At 59.2% G+C, this 21,916-nt stretch carries 15 protein-coding genes; 10 read left to right on the top strand and 5 right to left on the bottom strand.

Going from position 1 to position 21,916, the window contains the following annotated elements; translation table 11 throughout:
* Positions 1 to 71 precede the first annotated feature (71 nt).
* The 7 genes from HCK86_RS17905 (at position 72) to HCK86_RS17875 (ending at position 8,724) form a co-directional block, all read left to right on the top strand.
* A complete protein-coding gene (locus HCK86_RS17905) occupies positions 72 to 1,607 on the top strand; it encodes an ABC transporter ATP-binding protein (RefSeq protein ID WP_176085855.1) in 1,536 nt (511 codons plus the stop codon).
* On the top strand, positions 1,597 to 2,685 hold the full coding sequence (locus HCK86_RS17900) for an ABC transporter permease (RefSeq protein ID WP_176085854.1): 1,089 nt from the start codon (positions 1,597 to 1,599) through the stop codon (positions 2,683 to 2,685). The genes HCK86_RS17905 and HCK86_RS17900 overlap by 11 nt, the downstream gene beginning before the upstream one ends.
* Complete coding sequence (locus HCK86_RS17895) at positions 2,682 to 3,599, top strand: ABC transporter permease (protein WP_176085853.1); 918 nt, start codon at positions 2,682 to 2,684, stop codon at positions 3,597 to 3,599. The genes HCK86_RS17900 and HCK86_RS17895 overlap by 4 nt, the downstream gene beginning before the upstream one ends.
* 44 nt (positions 3,600 to 3,643) lie before the next feature.
* Positions 3,644 to 4,723 carry a BMP family ABC transporter substrate-binding protein gene (locus HCK86_RS17890; RefSeq protein ID WP_176085852.1) on the top strand — a complete coding sequence of 360 codons (1,080 nt, stop codon included), beginning with the start codon at positions 3,644 to 3,646 and terminating at the stop codon, positions 4,721 to 4,723.
* Between the two features lie 221 nt (positions 4,724 to 4,944).
* Positions 4,945 to 6,309, top strand: a complete 1,365-nt coding sequence (gene glmU / locus HCK86_RS17885; protein ID WP_176085851.1) for a bifunctional UDP-N-acetylglucosamine diphosphorylase/glucosamine-1-phosphate N-acetyltransferase GlmU — start codon at positions 4,945 to 4,947, stop codon at positions 6,307 to 6,309.
* A gap of 12 nt (positions 6,310 to 6,321) precedes the next feature.
* Complete coding sequence (gene glmS, locus HCK86_RS17880) at positions 6,322 to 8,148, top strand: glutamine--fructose-6-phosphate transaminase (isomerizing) (protein WP_176085850.1); 1,827 nt, start codon at positions 6,322 to 6,324, stop codon at positions 8,146 to 8,148.
* Positions 8,149 to 8,223: 75 nt separating this feature from the next.
* Positions 8,224 to 8,724, top strand: a complete 501-nt coding sequence (locus HCK86_RS17875) for an N-acetyltransferase (protein ID WP_176085849.1) — start codon at positions 8,224 to 8,226, stop codon at positions 8,722 to 8,724.
* 52 nt (positions 8,725 to 8,776) lie between these two features.
* Here HCK86_RS17875 and HCK86_RS17870 read toward each other — a convergent pair whose 3' ends face one another.
* Entirely contained in the window at positions 8,777 to 10,504 is a 1,728-nt protein-coding gene (locus HCK86_RS17870) for a hypothetical protein (protein WP_176085848.1), read from the bottom strand.
* Positions 10,505 to 10,974: 470 nt separating this feature from the next.
* A complete protein-coding gene (gene recG, locus HCK86_RS17865; RefSeq protein WP_176085847.1) occupies positions 10,975 to 13,080 on the bottom strand; it encodes an ATP-dependent DNA helicase RecG in 2,106 nt (701 codons plus the stop codon).
* 93 nt (positions 13,081 to 13,173) lie between these two features.
* Here recG and HCK86_RS17860 point away from each other — a divergent pair, with 93 nt between their 5' ends.
* Together HCK86_RS17860 and mfd are read left to right on the top strand one after the other, a co-directional pair.
* A complete protein-coding gene (locus tag HCK86_RS17860) occupies positions 13,174 to 13,473 on the top strand; it encodes a succinate dehydrogenase assembly factor 2 (RefSeq protein WP_141147135.1) in 300 nt (99 codons plus the stop codon).
* Between the two features lie 11 nt (positions 13,474 to 13,484).
* Complete coding sequence (gene mfd, locus HCK86_RS17855) at positions 13,485 to 16,988, top strand: transcription-repair coupling factor (RefSeq protein WP_176085846.1); 3,504 nt, start codon at positions 13,485 to 13,487, stop codon at positions 16,986 to 16,988.
* Positions 16,989 to 17,004: 16 nt separating this feature from the next.
* On the opposite strand, the gene HCK86_RS17850 is transcribed toward mfd, so the two are convergent.
* Complete coding sequence (locus HCK86_RS17850; RefSeq protein ID WP_176085845.1) at positions 17,005 to 17,649, bottom strand: DsbA family oxidoreductase; 645 nt, start codon at positions 17,647 to 17,649, stop codon at positions 17,005 to 17,007.
* 62 nt (positions 17,650 to 17,711) lie between these two features.
* Positions 17,712 to 19,529 carry an extracellular solute-binding protein gene (locus HCK86_RS17845; protein ID WP_176085844.1) on the bottom strand — a complete coding sequence of 606 codons (1,818 nt, stop codon included), beginning with the start codon at positions 19,527 to 19,529 and terminating at the stop codon, positions 17,712 to 17,714.
* A gap of 238 nt (positions 19,530 to 19,767) precedes the next feature.
* Between HCK86_RS17845 and HCK86_RS17840 the strand changes: the two genes are divergently transcribed.
* Positions 19,768 to 20,442: an invasion associated locus B family protein gene (locus HCK86_RS17840; RefSeq protein WP_176085843.1), complete on the top strand. Its 675-nt coding sequence runs from the start codon at positions 19,768 to 19,770 to the stop codon at positions 20,440 to 20,442.
* A gap of 161 nt (positions 20,443 to 20,603) precedes the next feature.
* On the opposite strand, the gene gltA is transcribed toward HCK86_RS17840, so the two are convergent.
* Positions 20,604 to 21,890, bottom strand: a complete 1,287-nt coding sequence (gltA, locus tag HCK86_RS17835) for a citrate synthase (RefSeq protein WP_176085842.1) — start codon at positions 21,888 to 21,890, stop codon at positions 20,604 to 20,606.
* Between the last annotated feature and the right edge of the window lie 26 nt (positions 21,891 to 21,916).

Raw genomic sequence — 21,916 nt, 5'->3', positions numbered from 1 at the left:
GTTTTTTTTTGAGCTGTTGATAAAACCGGAGGGGCCGGGTGGCGGAAATTCAACCGTCTGTCGGAAACGCATTGCTTTCAGTGCGTGGACTGACGAAGTATTTCGGAGATTTTGCAGCCTGTTCAGGCATCGACCTGGAAATCGGGAAGGGTGAGGTTCACGCGCTTCTCGGTGAGAATGGTGCGGGCAAATCAACGCTCGTCAAGATGCTGTTCGGCGTGCTCGAACCGTCAGATGGAGAGATCATCTGGGACGGAAAATCCGTCGAGATCGAGGCGCCCGCCCATGCCCGCAAGCTGGGGATCGGCATGGTTTTCCAGCATTTCTCGCTGTTTGAAGCGCTGACCGTCGCGGAAAATATCGCATTATCGCTCGATCCCGGCATTTCGCTTTCCAAGGTCGCCGAAGAAGCGCGGACGCTTTCGGTGCAATATGGGCTGCCGCTCGATCCGCGTGCGCATGTTGCCGATCTGTCGGTTGGCGAGCGCCAGCGTATCGAGATCGTCCGGGCATTGCTGCAAAATCCGAGCCTGATCATTCTTGACGAGCCGACATCGGTGCTGACCCCGCAGGAGGCCGATCGCCTGTTTGAGACGCTCGACAAGCTGAAGGCCGAAGGACGGTCGGTTCTCTATATCTCGCACCGGCTGGAAGAGGTTCAGCGCATCTGCGATCGTGCAACCGTGCTGCGCCATGGCAAGGTGACGGGCGCCTGCGACCCGCGCAAGGAAACCCCGGCCTCGCTGGCGCGGATGATGGTCGGAAATGATGTGGCCGAGGTTGCGCGACCGGAAAAGATCGAGCGCGGCAAGGTTCTTCTGGAAACGAGACTGCTTTCCGTTCCCGCGCGAACGCCCTTCGCGACAGCGCTGAAGGATATTGATCTCAACGTGCGGGAGGGCGAGATCCTTGCCATTGCCGGTGTTGCAGGCAATGGCCAGTCGGAACTGTTTGATGCGCTTTCGGGCGAATTTCCGGTGTCTCGCGCCGATGCGGTGAAGATTGCCGGCACGGCCGTCGGCACCCGCAACATCACTGCGCGCCGCAAGCTGGGCGCCGGTTTCGTGCCGGAAGAACGTCATGGACATGCGGCGGTGACGGCGATGTCGCTGTCGGAAAACCTGATTCTTGCCCGCAATCTTTCCGAGGCCAGCGTGTTTCTCTCCGGCGGCATTCTGAAAATCATCCGCAAGGCAACGGCAAGGGCCCGGACGCGGGAAATTTCCGAGGTCATGGATGTGCGCAAGAGCGGCGACAATCCCCAGGCGGGATCGCTGTCGGGCGGCAATCTGCAGAAATTCATCGTCGGCCGGGAGCTGGACCGGCAGCCTAAAGTCATCATCGTCAACCAGCCAACCTGGGGTGTTGACGCCGGCGCTGCCGCACATATCCGTCAGGCGCTTGTCGATCTGGCCAAGTCCGGCTCCGCCGTCCTGATCATCTCGCAGGATCTTGATGAGATCTTCGAGATTGCCTCGACGATTGCGGTGATCTCGGAGGGCGAACTTTCCGAATGTTATCCGGCCGAGACCATGACACGCGAGAAGATCGGCCTGTTGATGGGCGGTTTCCACGGCGAGACCACGGAGGCTGCGCATGCGCATTGAACTTGAAAAGCGGACGGACCGGTCGCGTCTGTTTGGCATATTGTCACCCTTGATCGCTTTCGCGCTGACCGTGGTTTTCGGGGCGATCCTGTTTGCCGCACTCGGCAAGGATCCGCTTTCGGCCCTCTATCACTTCTTTATCGAGCCGCTTTTTGACATCTGGTCGCTGCATGAGCTGATGGTCAAGGCGGCGCCGCTGATCATGATCGCGGTCGGCCTGTCGATCTGCTACCGCTCGAATATCTGGAATATCGGTGCGGAAGGCCAGTTTATTGCCGGTGCGATCGTCGGTTCGGTCGTGCCGATCTATTTCTACAGCTGGTCGTCGCCGCTGCTTCTGCCGATCATGCTGGTCATGGGGATTGCCGGCGGCATGCTCTATGCGGCGATCCCGGCGCTTTTGAAGAATTATTTCAACACCAATGAGATTCTGACATCGCTGATGCTGGTCTATGTGGCACAGCTGTTTCTGGACTGGCTCGTCCGCGGCGCCTGGCGCAATCCTGAGGGGTATAACTTCCCGCAATCGCGCCAGTTCGTTGATGCGGCGATCCTGCCGGAAATGTTTTCCTCCGGCCGGGCCCATTATGGGTTTGCGCTCGCCATTCTCGCCGCCATCGCGGTCTGGTTCATGATGCGCTACACACTGAAAGGGTTTGAAGTCAGCGTCATGGGGCAGTCGGAGCGGGCCGGGCGCTTTGCCGGCTTTTCCTCTCGCCGCATGGTCTGGTTTGCCTTTCTGGTATCAGGGGGGCTCGCCGGTCTTGCCGGCATCTGTGAAGTGTCCGGTGCAATCGGCTATCTGCAGCCGACCATTTCACCCGGCTACGGCTTTACCGCGATCATCGTCGCCTTTCTCGGGCGGTTGAACCCGCTCGGTGCCATCGTTTCCGGTCTGGTTCTGGCGCTGACCTATATTGGCGGCGAAGGGGTACAGTTCACCATCGGCGTTTCCGAAAAGGTCACCCGGGTTTTCCAGGGCATGCTGCTGTTCTTCGTGCTGTCCTGCGATACGCTGATCCTTTATCGCGTGCGCATCGTCTTTTCCCGTCATCACCGCAAGGAGGTGCGCTCATGATTATTGAAGCGATCCTTCTGACCGTCATTACCGCCTCCACGCCACTGGTGCTGGCAGCGCTCGGCGAGCTGGTGACAGAGCGGGCGGGCGTTCTCAATCTTGGCGTTGAGGGCATGATGGTGATGGGGGCGGTTGGCGCCTTCGTTGCCGCGCATTTCACCGGATCGCCCTGGATCGGCATGATTGCCGGGCTTCTGACCGGCATGATCTTCTCGCTGCTTTTCGCCTTCCTGACCCTGACCCTCGTTGCCAATCAGGTGGCCACCGGTCTGGCGCTGACCATCCTCGGGCAAGGTCTGTCAGCCATGATCGGCGAGGATTTTGTCGGCAAGGCAGGCGTCAAGATGCCGTCGATCCATATCCCGGTTCTGGCCGATATTCCCTTCATCGGCCCGCTGCTGTTCGATCAGGATATCTTCTTCTATCTGACCTTCGCGCTGGTTGCCGGAACGGCCTGGTTCCTGTTTCGCACCCGTCCGGGTCTGGTGCTGCGTTCAGTCGGTGACAACCACGCCTCGGCCCATGCGCTGGGCATCAATGTGATCGGCATTCGCTATCTCGCGGTCATGTTCGGCGGTGCTCTGGCGGGTCTTGCCGGGGCGCAGCTGTCACTCGTCTACACGCCGCAATGGGTGGAAAACATGGCGGCCGGACGCGGCTGGATCGCGCTGGCGCTGGTGGTGTTTGCGTCCTGGCGGCCCTGGGGCGTTCTTCTTGGCGGTTATCTGTTCGGTGCGGTCACCATCGGGCAGCTTCACGCGCAGGCCTTTGGTATTGCGATACCCTCGCAATTCCTCTCGGCGCTGCCCTATGTCGTGACCATCGTCGTGCTGGTCATCATCTCCCAGAACCGGAGAATGACCCTCATCAACACGCCGGCGGCGCTGGGCAAGCCATTTGTCCCTGACCGCTGATGTGATCAACCAAGAACTCCGCATTCATTGCAAAGAGGTGAACAATGAAGACGCTCGCTATTGCCCTTGCCGCTTCGGCGGCCGTAATTGCCGGTTTTGGCGCCAGCCAGGCTTCCGCTGCCGACAGTGATTTCAAGGCCTGCTTCGTCTATCTCGGAACCGCCACGGATGGTGGCTGGACCGAAGGTCATGACAAGGCCCGCCAGCAGCTGGCTGAAGCCCTGAACATCGAAACGCCCTATATCGAAGAAGTTCCGGAAGGTCCGGACGCCGAGCGCGCAATCGAGCGCATGGCCCGTTCCGGCTGCAATATCGTGTTCACGACCTCCTTCGGCTATATGGAACCGACGTTGAAGGTTGCGGCGAAATACCCGGATGTGAAGTTCGAACACGCCACCGGCTACAAGACGGCGCCGAATGTCGGCACCTATAATTCGCGCTTCTATGAAGGCCGCTACATTTCTGGCGTTATCGCCGGCAAGATGTCGAAATCCGGCATTGGCGGCTATATCGGCTCGTTCCCGATCCCGGAAGTCGTCATGGGTATTGATGCTTTTGAACTCGGTGCCCGCTCCGTCAATCCGGATTTCAAGACCAAGGTCGTCTGGGCCAATACCTGGTTCGATCCCGGCCGCGAAGCGGATGCCGCCAAGGCGCTGATCGATCAGGGCGTCGATGTTCTGGCCCAGCACACCGATACCACGGCTCCGATGCAGGTCGCCGAAGAGCGCGGCATCAAGGCTTTCGGCCAGGCCTCGGACATGATTGAAGCCGGTCCGGATGCCCAGCTGACCGCGATCGTCGACACCTGGGGACCTTATTATATCGAACGGGTCAAGGCGGTGATGGACGGCACCTGGGAGCCGGTGCAGAACTGGTATGGCCTCAAGGAAGGTATCCTGACCATGGCGCCCTATACCAACATGCCTGACGATGTGAAGGCGCTGGCCGAGGAAACCGAAGCCAAGATCATTTCTGGTGAGCTGAAGCCCTTCACCGGGCCGATCAACCTGCAGGACGGTTCGCCGTGGCTCGCAGCCGGCGAAGAAGCCGATGACGGCACGCTGCTTGGTCTGAATGTTCTGGTTGAAGGCGTCGAAGGTTCGCTGCCATCTGCCCAGTGAACGAGGACTGTTCCTATCGAGAGGCGCCTTCGGGCGCCTCTTTTCATTTATGAACATGCGTTGTTAATCAACTGATTCTGATGCGTATTATGTCTCGAGACCGGTTGTTTCTGCTTGCCCGCCAGCGCTTCACTGGTATTCGTGACGCATCTTCACATTTTTTGAATAGGTCGCAGCGCATATTGGGATAAAAGCAGGTCCGTTGAAATATCGGAGGCCCCATGTCCCGCACCAGTCTCGCCATTGTCCTCGCCGCCGGCGACGGAACCCGGATGAAATCCGCCAAAACCAAGATGCTGCATGAAATCGCTGGCCGGCCGCTGGCTGCGCATGCGGTGGCCAGCGTCGCTGGTGCCGGCGTTGACGATATCGCCCTGGTGGTCGGACGTGATGGTGCGATGGTGGAGGCGGCCTGCCGGTTGCCGGGTGTGGCGCTTGAAACCTTCGAGCAGACGCAACGGCTGGGGACGGCGCATGCCGTTCTTTCGGCGCGTGCGGCGATTGCCCGCGGCTATGATGACCTGCTGGTCACCTATGGCGATACGCCGTTGATCACGACAGCGACGCTCGCCGCCGCGCGTGAAAAGCTGGCCGAAGGCAATGATGTGGTGGTGATTGGTTTTGAGACGGATCGTCCGACCGGTTACGGCCGGCTTCTGACCCGCGATGGCGCGCTTTACGCCATTCGCGAGGAAAAGGATGCAAGCGATGCGGAGCGTGAGGTGACGGTCTGCAATAGCGGGCTGATGGCGATCAATGGCCGCCGGGCGCTGGCGCTTCTGGATGCGATCGGCAACGACAATGCCAAGGGCGAATTCTATCTGACCGACATTGTGGAAGTGATGCTGGCCGAAGGCGGCCGCGCCACCGTTGTCATGGCTGACGTTGACGAGGTCGCAGGCTGTAACAACCGGGCTGAACTTGCAGTGCTGGAACGGCTCTGGCAGCAGCGCCGTCGCGAAGAGCTGATGCTTTCCGGCGTGACGATGATCGCACCGGAAACGGTGTTTCTCGCCTATGACACGGAGATCGGCGCGGACACGGTGATTGAACCCAATGTCGTTTTCGGACCGGGGGCGAAGATTGCCGGTGACGTCGTCATCCATGCGTTCAGCCATATCGAAGGTGCAACGGTTGCCGCGGCAAGCGCCATCGGTCCCTTTGCACGGCTGCGTCCGGGCGCCGTGACGGGTGAGAAGTCCAAGGTCGGCAATTTCTGTGAAGTGAAGAATGCGACGCTCGGCGTCGGCGCCAAGGTCAATCACCTGAGCTACATCGGTGACGCGGATGTCGGCGCGGACGTGAATATCGGCGCTGGCACGATCACCTGCAATTATGATGGCGTCAACAAGTGGCGCACGGTCATCGGCGAGGGGGCTTTTGTCGGATCGAACACCGCACTCGTGGCGCCGGTTTCGGTTGGAGCGAAAAGCTATGTCGGTTCCGGCAGCGTGATCACGGAAGATGTGCCGGAAAATGCGCTTGCCTTCGGCCGCGCGCGCCAGACGGTGAAGGATGGCCGTGCCGAAGTGATCCGCGCACGCACCCGTGCGCTGAAGGCTGAACGGGCGAAAGACAAGGGCTGAAGGAGCGACCATATGTGCGGTATCGTTGGAATTGTCGGCTCGGCAAATGTCACGGAGCGGCTGGTTGATGCGCTGAAGCGGTTGGAATATCGCGGCTATGATTCGGCAGGCGTCGCGGTGATTGCCGATGGCGGGATCGCCCGCCGCCGCGCCCCTGGCAAGCTTGATAATCTGCGTGATGTGCTGAGCGAGAGCCCGGTGGACGGGCTGACCGGCATTGCGCATACCCGCTGGGCGACCCATGGTGTGCCGAATGAAGCCAATGCCCATCCGCATATCGCCGGACGGGTCGCCATCGTCCACAACGGCATCATCGAGAATTTCGCCGAGCTGAAGGCCGAGCTTGAGGCTACCGGTGTCCGTTTCGAGAGCGAAACCGACACCGAGATCGTCGCTCAGCTGGTCCGGCAGAACCTTGAGGCCGGTATGGCTCCACCCGATGCCGTTCTTGCCATGCTGAAGCGGGTGACCGGGGCGTTTGCGCTGGTGATCCTGTTCGCTGATGAGCCGGAACGGCTTTATGCCGCGCGTTTCGGGCCGCCGCTTGCCGTCGGCTACGGTCATGGCGAAATGTATGTGGGATCGGATGCGATTGCGCTCGCCCCCTTCGCCGATGGAATTTCCTATCTGGAAGACGGCGATCTGGCGATTGTCGACCGCGATGACATTACCTTCGTCACCTTCGATGGCCAGACCGTCCATCGGCCGCGCCAGCCGCTGCAATTGGCTGCGATGCTGGTCGACAAGGGCAATCACCGGCATTTCATGGAGAAGGAAATCTTCGACCAGCCGGAGGTGATTTCCCATACGCTTGGTCACTATTGCGATTTCGCCCATGGCAAGATCGCCATGAGCGATACGGGCATCGACTTTTCGAACGTCTCGGGCCTTGCCATTGCCGCCTGCGGAACGGCTTATCTCTCCGGGCTGATCGGCAAATACTGGATCGAGCGTTATGCACGCCTGCCGGTCGAGATCGATGTTGCGTCAGAATTCCGTTACCGCGAATTGCCGCTTCGCCCTGATCAGGTGGCGCTGTTCATCTCGCAGTCGGGCGAAACCGCCGACACGCTGGCTTCGCTGCGCTATTGCAAGGGTGAGGGGCTGAAGACCGGCGCTCTGGTCAATGTCACCGGGTCAACGATCGCGCGCGAATCCGATGCCGTCTTCCCGATTCTGGCGGGTCCGGAAATCTGTGTGGCATCGACCAAGGCCTTCACCTGTCAGCTGGCGCTGATGGCGACGCTGGCGCTTAGGGCCGGGCGTGAGCGTGGAACGCTGAGCGAGACAGATGAAAAGCGTCTCGTGCAGGAATTGTCGGAAATGCCGAGGCTGATGAACCGCGTTCTGCACCAGATCCAGCCGCAGATGGAGCGCCTGGCGCGGGATCTTTCCCGCTTCCGTCATGTGCTTTATCTCGGGCGCGGCACCTCCTATCCGCTGGCGCTTGAAGGCGCGCTGAAGCTGAAGGAGATCACCTATATCCACGCCGAAGGCTATGCCGCTGGCGAGTTGAAGCATGGGCCGATTGCACTGATCGATGAAAACATGCCGGTGATCGTGATCGCACCGCATGACCGCTTCTTTGAGAAGACCGTGTCGAACATGCAGGAGGTTGCAGCGCGCGGCGGAAAAATCATCTTCATCACCGATGAGAGCGGTGCGAAAGCCTCGACCCTGCCGACGATGGAAACCATCATCCTGCCGGATATGCCGGAATTCATCACGCCGATGGTATTTTCGCTGCCGATCCAGCTTTTGGCCTATCACACCGCCGTTTTCATGGGAACGGATGTGGATCAGCCGCGCAACCTGGCCAAATCTGTTACTGTTGAGTGACAATCGTCAGAGACAGGGCAGCGTGCCTGCGGGAGGCTTGATGCCCTCGCCGCAGCATTGAGGGAGGATGGAGTGATGATCATACGCCGTGAGCGTGCCGAGGATGTCGACGCGATCTATCCGCTTGTCGCCAAGGCATTTTACGGCCATCCCCACAGTGATGGCAGCGAGCCGGCCATCATCAAGCGGCTGCGCAAGGCCGGCGCCCTGTCACTGGCGCTGGTGGCCGAGGAATATGATATGCCGGTCGGCCACGTCGCCTTTTCGCCGGTCGGCTTTGCGGACGGAACGGAAGGCTGGTACGGCGTCGGCCCGCTCGCCGTCCATCCGGACTATCAGGGCAAGGGTATCGGAACGGCGCTGATGCTTGGTGGGCTGGAGTTGCTGCGCGACACGGGAGCCAATGGGGCGATCCTTGTCGGTGATCCGGGCTTCTATCACCGTTTCGGCTTTCGCTCCGAACCGCAGATCACCCATATGGGTGTGCCGGCGGAAAACCTGCTGGCGCTTCCCTTTGAGGGCGAGCTCCCCAAAGGTGAGGTTGCCTTTCACAAGGCCTTTTTCGGCGAAATCTAGATCGCTCTGACGTTTCAGCGAGAAGCGGAGAGGCCTTGGAACATCGGGCGGTTCAGATCTTTTGCTCAGGCTCAATTGGTTTGCGCGTCCTTATGCGTCCAAATAGACGCGCGGTGCGTGAACGTCTCGGCCCGTTAGCGGCGCTGAGTTCGAGACCAGCCAGCTCCTGCGACCTGTCGATTATCTGCTGATAGGCGTGGTTTACGGCCCGTGCTGCAAGGTCACTCGTCTCTGCGAGGCGATTGAAGGAGATCGGAGAAAATGTTTCCGGTTTCAGGGAGCTGCCATTGCCGGCCGGGAGGTTGAAAACCGAATAGGCTTCATTGAATGAATGCCCGCCACTAAAAGTGAGCCAAGCGGCTGTCGCAAGCCGCGCCTCTTCGACGGGGAAGGTCGGATCTTTTTCCCTAAACATTCTGAAGGCAAACTCCAACAGGTTGGAAGACCCTGAAATTCCTTCTGCGATCGGTCTTTCATGCGTGAGGGCGATGGCATCGTGGGGGGACAGGCCTGTGTCTGCTGGCTGAAGAATTCTCCGATCCAGCGGGCGCTCGCCGAGGCCGATCTGACTTTCAGGCTTTTCCCGACGGTCCTCCTGATAGGCTAAGCGGATGCCTGTCCGTCTGAAAGGTTGAGCAGAAGAGGGATAACCAATGTGAGCGGAAGAGGGATCACCAATGTCGGCATCTTCGTTCACACCCTGATTGCCTGCATCCTTCCCTGCACCCGGCAGGCTGACCTCATACTTCTTCGGATCTTTCACCGTGGATTGTCGCAGCTGCTTTTGTGGATAGATGACCTTTGCGTATACTACGCTCGCTGAATCGGTTTCGGGCGTTCCGAAAATTGGACTGGCCATCATTTTGACGGCGACATGCAGAACTAGCGGGAAGGAATACTGTCCCCGATCGTCTATCATGTTTCTTAATGCCGTTGGGTCCGGCTTTGTCTGAAAGGCGACTGCGCTGGCAATGTTGGCGCGCCATGAAGGCGGATCCGTCAACATCATGCTTGCGACGTCGCTGCACAAATCTTTTCTTTTGGCCTCGCTCAGTCCATCCAGCACTTCATGCAAATACGTAGCGACCCGATCGCGTGTCTTCAACACGCCATCGCTTGGGTTATCGACGATGTATCTGGCAAGCTCCGTGTCGAAAAGGCGTGAATAATAGCCGTCGTTCCGCCGCGTCTGGAAGAAGCCCGGCTCCAGGTTCTGCACGACCCTGTCAATCTTCGAGGAAAGGCTGTGATCGTTCTCGCCCAGGGTCTGTTTTGCCTTTGCGGCGAGCCAGGGAACGGCCTCACGCCCGGCAGTGCCATCGAGCCACATGGTCTTGATGGCCCGCTCTGTATCGCTTTTCTGTTGTGAATGATTTGCGCTTGTGCTCAGCATGGCGGCCAGGTCAACAAGCGCTTCGCCCGGAGTCAGCATCTTGTATTGCTGAACGGTCGGTGTTTCGCTGAGCGGTCGAATACGGCTTTTCACCAAGAATTCAATATCGCGTTTGCTCAGCTTGTCTTGCATCAGCGACACGATTTTGCCGACACCGTCAACCTGAACCTGCTTGCGATATCGCTTGGCTGTCTTCGGCGCAATACTGGCGCCGAGAAGCGCCCGAATGTTCTCGTCAGGGAATGCGCCATTCCTTGCATCTGACGTGGCCTTTTTCGATGCGAGCTTCTGTCCCGGCAGGACGCCATGAATGATCTTCTGCGGAGCCGCTTCTATGAAGTTTGCAGCGGCGAGTTTCAGGTGGTCGATTTTCGAAGATATACCCATAGCCTTCCCTGACGATGCGGTCATCGCTCCTGGTTGGTCGGCCGGTAGGTTTATATTGATATAAAATTACGTCTATATAGGTTTATTCGACCGATTTTCGGCTTTTCGCACGTGAAATTGGTCGAGTCGAGTGAATTAAAATTATGTATTACAATTAAATAGCAATTTATATTGCGTGTTAAGTTTGTGGTGTTTGTTATGTGTCGTGGCGGCGGTGTATTTCCGCATCAAGCGTTCTCCGGGGCTGACTGCTTCTTGCTGTAGCGCGTACTTTGACTGGCTTTGATGATAGGACGTCGTGGCGCGTCGCTTGATGTCTCGGGAAACTGGCTTCCGGACCAGAACTGGCTGAAATTCGATAAACGCAGACGAAGGGCGGTCCTGGCGGTTAATGACCTGTCGTGTTCACGATCCTTCGCCATGCGCATCGGACTGGCGAAAAGCCGGCCTCCGTGCTGGCACGTGGTGCCCTATCCGGCATTGAGATAGCGGATCGCCTCATCGCGGCGGAAGAGATACAGCAGAACCCGCAGGGCCTCGCCGCGACTGCCGGTAAGCTGTGGATCCTTGCTGACGAGATAGGCGGCATCCTTGCGCGCAATCTCCAGGAGATCGGCATGCGCCTCAAGGCTTGCAAAGCGAAAGCCCGGAATGCCGGACTGGCGTGTGCCGAGTAACTCGCCTTCGCCGCGCAGTTTCAGATCTTCCTCGGCAATGCGGAAGCCATCATTGCTGTCGCGCATGATCTTCAGCCGCGCCTTGCCGACCTTTCCCAGCGGTCCCTTGTAGAGCAGAATGCAGGTTGAGGCCTCGTCGCCGCGTCCGACACGGCCGCGCAGCTGATGCAATTGCGCAAGGCCGAAGCGTTCGGCATGTTCAATCACCATGATCGTCGCATCGGGCACATCAACGCCGACCTCGACCACCGTGGTTGCCACCAGAAGCCGCGTCCGCCCGGCCTTGAAGTCCTCCATCGCCGCCTCTTTCTCGGCTGTTGCCATGCGGCCATGGATCAGCCCGACATGGGCGGCACCAAATGCCCTGGCCAGTGTCTGGAAGCGTTCTTCCGCCGAAATGAGATCAACGACTTCGGATTCTTCCACCAGCGGGCAGATCCAGTAGGCCTTCTTGCCGTCGGCAATCGCAGCGCGCAGACGCTGGACGATATCACCGAGACGCTCCGAGGGAATGGTGACCGTGGTGATGGGTTTGCGACCCGCCGGTTTTTCGGTCAGCTTCGACACATCCATGTCGCCGAAGGCTGCCAGTACCAGCGTGCGCGGAATCGGTGTTGCCGTCATCACCAAGAGGTGCGGCGAGGCGCCCTTGGCTGCGAGTTTCAGGCGCTGATGGACGCCGAACCGATGTTGCTCGTCGACGATCACCAGCCTGAGATCGGCATAGTCAACATTGTCCTGAAACAATGCATGGGTGCCGATGACGATCTTTGCATCGCCCGTTGTCAAGCGCTCGGCAATGTCGCGGCGCTCGCGTGCCTTGGTCTTTCCGGTCAGCAGCGCCACGCCGACGCCCGCCTTTTCCGCCAGTGCGGAGATGCTTTCGAAATGCTGGCGCGCCAGAATTTCCGTCGGTGCCATGATCACCGCCTGACCACCATCTTCGACAACCGCCAGCATGGCCATCAGCGCCACCACTGTCTTGCCGGCGCCGACATCGCCCTGCAGCATGCGCAGCATGCGCTCCGGCTTGCGCATATCGGCAAGAATGGCCGTAATGGCATCTTCCTGCCCGGCGGTCAGTGCGAAGGGCAGGGCAGCGCGCACCCGTCCTGACAGCATGCCGGATGCGTGCACCGGGCGGCCGGGGATCTTGCGCATGCGCTGACGCACCAGCGCCAGCGACAGCTGGCCGGCGAGAAACTCATCATAGGCGAGCCTGCGGCGGGCCGGTGCTTCGAAGGTGATATCGGTCTCATCGCGTGGGTTGTGCAGGCTTTCAATCGCCGCGCGGATGACCGGAAAGCCCTGCTGCTTCACCACGGTCGGATCAATCCATTCGGGGAAATCCGGCAGCCGCGGCAGGGCCGCCTCGATCGCGCGGTTAAGCAGCTTGGCGGAAAGCCCGGCCGTCAGCGGATAGACCGCTTCGACAACCGGCAGGCTGTCGGCCTTTTCGGCGGGAACCATATGGTCGGGATGAACCATGGAGGGGCGGCCGTTGAACCATTCCGCCTTGCCGCTGACGAGCACCTCTTGGCCAAGGGGCAGACTTTTTTCCAGCCAGTCGGCCTTGGAATGGAAAAAGGTCAATGCAAGTTCGCCGGTTTCATCGTGAATATAGACGCGATAGGGCGCATTGGAGCGCGCAGGCGCGGGCTGATGCCGGTCGACGAAACCGCGCACCGTGACGATGGCGCCCTCCGGCAGATAGGCAATGCCAGGCTGCAGGCGCCTGTCAATCACCCCGGAAGGGGCATGAAACAGAAGGTCGATGATACGGCAATCGTCCTCATCCTCGCGACCGGTGAGCCGGGCGATGAGCTTGGCGAGTTTCGGCCCGATACCGGTGAGGCTGGTGACGGGCGCAAAGAGTGGATCGAGCAAAGCCGGACGCATGGATATTCAAATGGACTGACAAGACGCTTTTGACAAGGCTGACAAGCGCGAAACGAGACGATATAGAGAATTCCAACAGGGAAGGTTTTGAACATGACAGGGTTGAAACGCACCAGTGCCGATCTCGAGCCGCGCCGCCGCCGCATGCTTTTTCGCTGCTGGCATCGCGGTATCCGCGAGATGGACCTGATCCTCGGCCAGTTTGCCGAAGAACGGCTTGAGACCATGGACGAGGCGACGCTCGATCTCTTCGAGATGATCATGGCCGAAGAGGACAATGATCTGATCAACTGGATCAATGGCGCGAGACCCGTGCCGGAACATCTGCAGATCCCGCTCTTTCAAGAAATTGCAGCCTACAAGCCGGATTTCGATCCGGTGGTGAAAGTCTGATACGACACGACATGATCGCCGGATTTAACCCGAAAAAACTCGATGGCCTGACCGGAGCCGTTACCATTGCCAATGCCGTGCCTGGCACTGAACCGCTTGTTCTGGCCGAAATGGCGCGCGCCGGAAAAGCCGTCGCCTTTGTCATGTCTGACGGGCAGCGGATTGCCGATTTCGAGCAGATGCTGTCCTTCGTTGCACCGGACATCCCGGTGATGCGGCTGCCAGCCTGGGACTGCCTGCCCTATGACCGGGTGTCTCCGGGCTCTGCAACGGCCGCAGAACGGCTGTCGACGCTTTCGGCGCTCGCCATGCGGCGGCAAAAGCCCTATCCGATGATCCTGCTGGTCACCGTCAACGCCATGCTGCAGAAACTGCCGCCGGCCGAGATCGTCAAGACGCTTGGCCTTTCGGCCCGCGCCGGTCAGGTGATCTCGATGGACACGATCATCTACCGGCTGGGTCAGGCGGGTTTTGAACGTGTCCCGACCGTGCGTGAGGTGGGCGAATTTGCTGTCAGAGGCGGTATTCTCGATATTTTCGTGCCGGGATCCGAAAATGGCGTCCGGCTGGATTTCTTCGGCGATACGCTGGAAAGCATCCGTGCCTTTGATCCGGCAAGTCAGCGATCCACCGGTACGGTCACGTCGCTGGAACTGAATGCCATGAGTGAAGTGGCGCTGAGCGATGAGACCATTTCGCGCTTCCGCAAGAACTATCTCAGCATGTTCGGCGCCGCCAATCGCGATGACGCACTCTATCAGGCGATTTCCGAAGGCCGGCGTTATGCCGGCATGGAGCACTGGCTGCCGCTTTTCTATGAAAATCTCGAGACGATGTTTGATTATCTCGATGATTTCACCCTTCTTTGTGATCACACCGCCCGCGAAGCTGCCGCCGAGCGCTATACGCTGATCCGCGACTATTACAGTGCACGCGCAGAAAATCTGACCGCAGGATCGGTCGGTCAGGCGGCTCCCTATAAGCCGGTTCCGCCCGAGCTTGCCTATCTCAGCGACGGCCAGTTTGGCGCGGGCCTTGATTCGCGTGGTTCGATCCGGCTGTCGCCCTTCAACGAGCCATCATCACTCGGCAAACCGGTTCTGTCCGTTGAGGCCCATGCCGGCCCACGCTGGGCGGTCAAGAGCGATGCACCGGCAGCGGAAGGCGAGCCACGCGTCAATGTGTTCGAACAGGCCGTGAAGCACATCGCCGAAAAGCGCTCCGATGGCGCGAAAGTGCTGATTACCGGCTGGTCGGAGGGTTCGCTCGACCGATTGTTGCAGGTATTGCAGGAACACGGGCTTGAGCGGATCAAGCCGGTCAAGGCGCTGAAGGATATGAAGCGTCTCGACAAGGGCGAGGCGGCGAGTGCTGTTCTCAATCTTGAAGCGGGTTTTGCGACCGGCGATCTCGTCATCATCGGCGAGCAGGATATTCTCGGCGATCGCCTGATCCGCAAGTCGAAACGGCGCAAGCGTGCGGCCGATTTCATCTCGGAAGTCTCCGGTCTCGAAGAGGGCGTTCTGGTCGTCCATGTCGAGCACGGTATTGGCCGTTTTGTCGGCCTGCGCACCATTGAGGCGGCAGGCGCACCGCGTGACTGCCTCGAACTGCATTATGCCGATGAGGCAAAGCTGTTTCTGCCAGTCGAAAATATCGAGCTTCTGTCGCGCTATGGCGCGGAAGGCACCGAAGCACCGCTTGACCGGCTGGGTGGCGGTGCCTGGCAGGCGAAGAAGGCACGGCTGAAGAAGCGGCTGCTGGATATGGCCGATCAGCTGATTGCCATTGCCGCCAAGCGGACGACGCGCTCGGCGCCGGCCCTGACGACCACGGAAGGTCTTTACGACGAATTTGCCGCCCGTTTCCCCTATGAGGAAACGGAAGACCAGTTCAACGCGATCGAATCGGTGCGGGAAGATCTTGCCGCCGGCCGGCCTATGGACCGGCTCGTCTGCGGCGATGTCGGCTTCGGCAAGACGGAAGTCGCGTTGCGCGCTGCCTTTGTTGCCGCCATGAACGGCGTGCAGGTTGCCGTCGTCGTGCCGACGACGCTTCTGGCCCGCCAGCACTACAAGACCTTCGCCGAGCGCTTTCGCGGGCTGCCGATCAAGCTTGCCCAAGCCTCGCGCCTGGTATCCGGCAAGGCGCTGGCGCAGACCAAGAAGGATCTCGCCGATGGCAAGCTCGACGTGGTGGTCGGCACCCATGCGCTGCTTGGGTCATCGATCAAATTTGCCAATCTCGGCCTGCTGATCATCGACGAGGAGCAGCATTTCGGCGTCAAGCATAAGGAACGGCTGAAGGAGCTGAAGAGCGATGTTCATGTGCTGACGCTGTCGGCAACGCCGATCCCGCGCACGCTGCAGCTCGCCATGACCGGCGTTCGCGAGTTGTCGCTGATCACCACCCCGCCGGTCGACCGCATGGCGGTCAGAACCTTCATCTCCCCCTTCGATCCGCTGGTGATTCGCGAGACGCTGATGCGCGAGCATTATCGCGGCGGCCAGAGTTTCTATGTCTGCCCGCGTCTGGCTGATCTGGCCGAGGTTCAGGACTTCCTGAGCGAGAATGCGCCGGAGCTGAAGGTCGCGGTTGCCCATGGCCAGATGGCCGCCGGTGAACTCGAAGACATCATGAATGCCTTTTATGACGGCCAGTATGATGTGCTGCTGTCGACCACCATTGTCGAATCGGGCCTCGATGTGCCGACCGCCAATACGCTGGTCGTGCACCGCGCCGATATGTTCGGTCTCGCTCAGCTCTATCAGCTGCGTGGCCGTGTCGGCCGTTCCAAGATCCGCGCCTTTGCGCTCTTCACCCTGCCGGTGAAGAAGAAGCTTACCGATACGGCCGAGCGCCGGCTGAAGGTATTGCAGTCGCTCGACACGCTTGGCGCCGGTTTCCAGCTGGCAAGCCACGATCTGGATATTCGTGGGGCGGGCAATCTGCTCGGCGAGGAGCAGTCTGGCCATATCAAGGAAGTCGGCTTTGAGCTCTATCAGCAGATGCTGGAAGAAGCCGTGGCCGAAGCCAAGGGTGATGAGGATTTCGGCTCCGCCGACTGGTCGCCGCAGATCGCGCTCGGCACATCGGTGATGATCCCGGAACATTATGTGCCGGATATCAATCTGCGCATGGGGCTTTACCGCCGGCTCGGCGAATTGTCGGACGCGCGCGACATCGATGCTTTCGGCGCCGAGATGATCGACCGTTTCGGGCCAATGCCGGAAGAGCTGCAGTCACTGCTGAAGGTGGTCTATATCAAGTCGCTCTGCCGCATCGCCAATGTCGAAAAGCTCGATGCCGGGCCAAAGGGCGTTGTCGTCCAGTTCCGCAATGCCGAATTCCCGAATCCGGCCGGGCTGGTGCAGCTGATCGCTTCGGAAAGCGTGTCGACCAAGATCCGCGCCGATCAGAGCGTCTATTTCAACCGCGACCTGCCGACGCCGCAAAAGCGTCTCGGCCAGGCGGCCATCATCATGTCGAAGCTGGCAAAGATCGCCGGGGCCTGACGCCCCGGCTTTTGCTTCAGGCAGCGGCCAGCTGGCCGAGCACATCCTTGAAGACCTCGACGGGCTGGGCACCATTTGCGGCGAAACGTCCGTCAAAGACGAAGAAAGGCACGCCGGTGACGCCCATCTCGTTGGCGTTGTCGATCTCGTGGCGGACCATATCGACATCCGAATCGCTGGCCAGCAGCCGCATCACCAGTTCACGGTCCATGCCTGCTTCGGCGGCAATATCCGCCAGCACGCCGTGGTCGCCAATATTGCGGCCTTCGGTGAAATTGGCACGATAGAGCCGGTCGATCACATCATTCTGCAGCGTGATGCTTTCGGTATGGGCCCAGAGCAACAGACGATGCGCGTCGAAGGTGTTCGGCCGGATCAAGATACGCTCGAAGTGGAATTCAATGCCCTCGGCCTTGCCCATCTCGGTCAGCTGGGCATGCATCTCGTCGCGGCGCTCGGCCGAGCCGAGTTTTTCCGCCAGCATCGCCTGATTGTCGACGCCTTCTTTCGGCACGGTGGGATCAAGCTCGAAAGGGCGCCACTGCACAACAACCTCAGCTTCATCGCCGAGCGAACGGATCGCATTGTCGAGGCGGGCCTTGCCCAGATAGCACCAAGGGCAGACGACATCGATAATGGCGTCAACGGTGACGGTTTTCATGCCGTTCCTTTCTGTTCGGGCGCGGCGACAGACGGTCGTCTGCCGCCACGCGGGGCAGCACATTACTGCGCGGTCTTATCCCACCAGGTCGGCAGTTGGAAACCGTAAATCGGCGTTTCTTCGGGATGCTCGATATCCGCCCAGCGTGCGACCCGCTGGCCATCATCGTGATAGAGCGGCAGAACATAATGGCCGGCTACCAGCAACCGATCGAGGCCCCGAACGGAATCCTCGAAATCTTCCGTTGATTTGGCTTGCACCATCGAGTCAATCAGATGGTCGACATCGGGGCTGTCAACGCCGGCGAAATTGAAGGACCCTTCCATATCGCGCGACTGCGAGGACCAGCGATAGATCTGTTCCGACCCCGGAGACAGGGATGATGTGTAATAAAATCCCGGGGCTGCCAGAACGACCATGTCGTAGTCGAATGTGTTCAGCCGCTTTTGATACTGCGCGTCATCGACCGTGCGGATATCGAGATTGACGCCAATCAGATTGAGTGAGTGCTGATAGGCGAGAGCCAGTTTTTCCGTCAGCTCGTTGGTGGTCATGATCTCGAAGGAAAGCGGTTTGCCGTCCGGACCGATCATCTTGCCGTTCTGGATCGTGTAACCGGCGGCAGCCAGTTCCTTCACCGCCGCACCCAGCACCTTGCGGTCAGCGCCCGAGCCATCGGTCACCGGCATGGCATAGGTGCCGTCGAGCAAAGCAGGGTCCATGGTCTTGGCGGCATCGCCCAGAAGCGCGATCTCATGATCGCTGGCCTTGTTGCCATAGGCGCCGAGGCTGGAATTCTGCCAGAAGCTTTCGGTGCGCTGATAGGCATTGCTGAACAGCGTCTTGTTCACCCATTCGAAATCGAACACGTCCGAGAGCGCCTCACGCACCCTCTCGTCAGCGAAAATCGGCCGCCGCGTATTGAAGACGAAACCCATCATGCCGGTTGGTGTCCTGGGGTGAAACACATCCTTGACCACCTTGCCGTCGCTGACGGCGGGGAAATCATAGGCGCGATCCCAATGGCTCGTATCTGATTCGAGATAGACATCGACATCACCCTTCTTGAAGGCCTCGAACAGCGAGGAATCCTGAAGGTAATAATCGACCGTAATCTTGTCGTAGTTGTCGACACCAACCTTGGACGGCAGATCCTTGCCCCAGTAATCCGGATTACGCTTGTAGACGATGCGCTGACCGGGCTCGATCTTGTCGATGAGATAGGGCCCGGAGCCGACGGGCATCGCCATCGTATCCGTATCGAACGTGTCGGCATTGGTCGCATGTTCGGGAAAGACCGGCATCAGCGCGAAGATCAGCGGCGTCTCGCGGTTGGCATTCTCGTTGAAGGTGAATTTCACCGAATGCGCGCCGACCTTTTCCATCTTGTCGACCAGTTTCAGCCGGTTGGAATAGGGCGGGCGGCCCTTCTCCGCCAGAAGCTTGAAGGTGAACATGACGTCTTCCGGTGTCACGGGCTGGCCATCGGACCACTTGGCGTCCGGGTTGAGGTTGAACTGGATATAGCTTCGCGCTTCATCCCATTCGACCGATTCGGCCAGAAGACCGTAAAGCGTGAAGGGTTCGTCGCGCGAGCGCTCCATCAGCGGCTCATAGATGAGATGGCCGAACTGTTCTTCCCACGTTCCGCGCGCTGAAGACCGCATGCCCTTGATGACGAAGGGATTGAGGCTGTCGAACGAGCCGATGACACCATAGGTGATTTCACCGCCCTTTTTGACGTCCGGATTGACGTATGGAAAATGCTGGAAATCGGCAGGCAGGGCAGGATCGCCATGCATGGCGATGCCATAAAGCGGATCGGCAAGTGCCGGGCTAGAAAGCAGGAGGGCCAGAATCAGCGGAACACCGGGACGCATCGATTCACCTTGTATTAATAATGACATTCGCAAGCGTATCATGACGATCTGCAGGACGGAAATATCAAACGCATTTTCCGCTTTAACGCGCATTTTTCTGCGATCGGGGCTTTCTCTGTGTGATATCCAAGGCTATCAGAGAGTGACTTTGCGGCGAAGGTTGCCGCAATTCGGTAACAATGCCACGTCATGGTCAAATCAAATTGATCTGATTGCAGAAGACTAGGAGAGAATTTTCATGCTTTCACGAGCCAATAAAATGAAGCATGTCGCGCTTTGCGTTTTCGCGATTGCCGGTTTGGCTGCGACGGGGGCTTCGGCTCAGGAACAGCAGGCGGCTCCGGCCCCGGCTGCTGCACAGGGCGGCGCTCCGGCTCGGGGCTGGTTCAAGACCTGCAACCCGGCTGGCGATGTCAATGTCTGCGTTGTCCAGAACATTGCACGCGCTGACAATGGTCAGATTCTGACGGCCGTTGGCCTCATCACAGCGACGGGCGCACAGAATCAGCGCATCCTGGAAGTCACGGTTCCGACGTTCCGCGCCATTCCGGCCGGCATTGCCATGCAGATCGACAACAACAAGCCGGTCACGCTTCCCTATGCCATCTGCACCAGCGACAAGTGCGTTGCACATGCGCAGCTGACGGACGATCTCGTCAATGCGTTGAAAAAGGGCGGCAAGGTTACCTTCACATCTGTCAATTTCCGCGGGCAGCCCAATCCGGTGGAAGTCACGCTGAGCGGTTTCACCGCTGCCAATGACGGCGATCCGATCAGCCAGCCTGATCTGGTCGAGAGCCAGCGCAATCTCGACGAATCGGTCAAGAAGATGGCCGATGATCGTCGCAAGAAGATTGAGCAGGCCCAGCAGAGCGCGACCGGTTCGGCCGCTCCGGCAACGACCGGCAATTAAGGCCAGCAATTTTGACCGCATCAGCGGTTGCGAAAAACCCGCCGGTTTGCTCCGGCGGGTTTTTTGTATCGCGTTTCTGCTGGCTCAGTTCGTTTCGTCGGGCCGGACACAAACAAAAAAGGCCGGCATGGCGCCGGCCTTTTTCAAGAATGCGGTTCTGATCAACGTTCGCTGATCGGAACGAAATCGCGCTTCGGAGCACCGGTGTAAAGCTGGCGCGGACGGCCGATACGCTGTTCCGGATCTTCGATCATTTCGCTCCACTGGGCGATCCAGCCAACGGTACGGGCCAGAGCGAAGAGAACGGTGAACATGGTCGTGGGGAAGCCCAGCGCCTTCAGCGTGATGCCGGAATAGAAGTCGATGTTCGGGTAGAGCTTCTTCTCGATGAAATAGGGATCGGTCAGAGCGATCTTTTCGAGTTCCATCGCGACGTCGAGCAGCGGATCATCCTTGATGCCGAGCGTGGTCAGCACTTCATGGCAGGTCTTCTGCATGATCTTGGCGCGCGGGTCATAGTTCTTGTAGACGCGGTGGCCAAAGCCCATCAGGCGGAAGGGATCATTGCGATCCTTGGCGCGGGCGATGAATTCCGGAATACGGTCAACCGAGCCGATTTCCTGCAGCATGTTGAGGGCTGCTTCGTTGGCGCCGCCATGCGCCGGACCCCACAGGCAGGCAATACCGGCTGCAATGCAGGCGAACGGGTTCGCGCCCGACGAACCGGCCAGACGGACGGTCGAGGTCGAGGCGTTCTGCTCGTGATCGGCGTGGAGAATGAAGATGCGGTCGAGCGCGCGGGCCAGAACCGGATTGACCTTGTATTCCTCGCACGGCGTGGCAAAGCACATATGCAGGAAGTTGGCAGCGTAATCGAGATCATTGCGCGGGTAGATGAAGGGCTCGCCAACCGAATATTTGTACGCCATCGCGGCGATCGTCGGGATCTTTGCGACGATGCGCATGCTGGCAATCATGCGCTTGCGCGGATCGGAGATGTCGATCGAGTCGTGGTAGAAGGCCGACATGACGCCAACAGCGCCGCAGATGATGGCCATCGGGTGTGCATCACGACGGAAGCCGGAGAACAGACGCGTCATCTGCTCATGGATCATCGTGTGATGGGTAATGCGGAAGTCGAAATCCTTCTTCTGCGTTGCGGTGGGGAGTTCACCGTAAAGCAGCAGGTAGCAGACTTCCAGGAAGTCGGCATCTTCGGCCAGCTGCTCGATCGGATAACCGCGATGCAGCAGGATTCCTTCGTCACCATCGATATAGGTGATCTTCGATTTGCACGACGCCGTCGAGGTGAAACCCGGGTCATAGGTAAACATGCCCGTTTCTTTGTACAGCGCGTTGATGTCGATGACCTTGGGGCCGAACGTGCCGGATTCTACCGTGAGCTCGAGATCCTTGTCGGCGAGCTTCAGCGTGTTCGTTTCCGTCATACTATCCTCCAAACTGGCAGGCTGAC

It is taken from the genome of Martelella sp. HB161492, assembly GCF_013184775.1.
Lineage (GTDB): Bacteria > Pseudomonadota > Alphaproteobacteria > Rhizobiales > Rhizobiaceae > Martelella.
The sequence above is the reverse complement of the archived record's forward strand: the minus strand, read 5'-3'. Positions and strand labels throughout refer to the sequence as shown.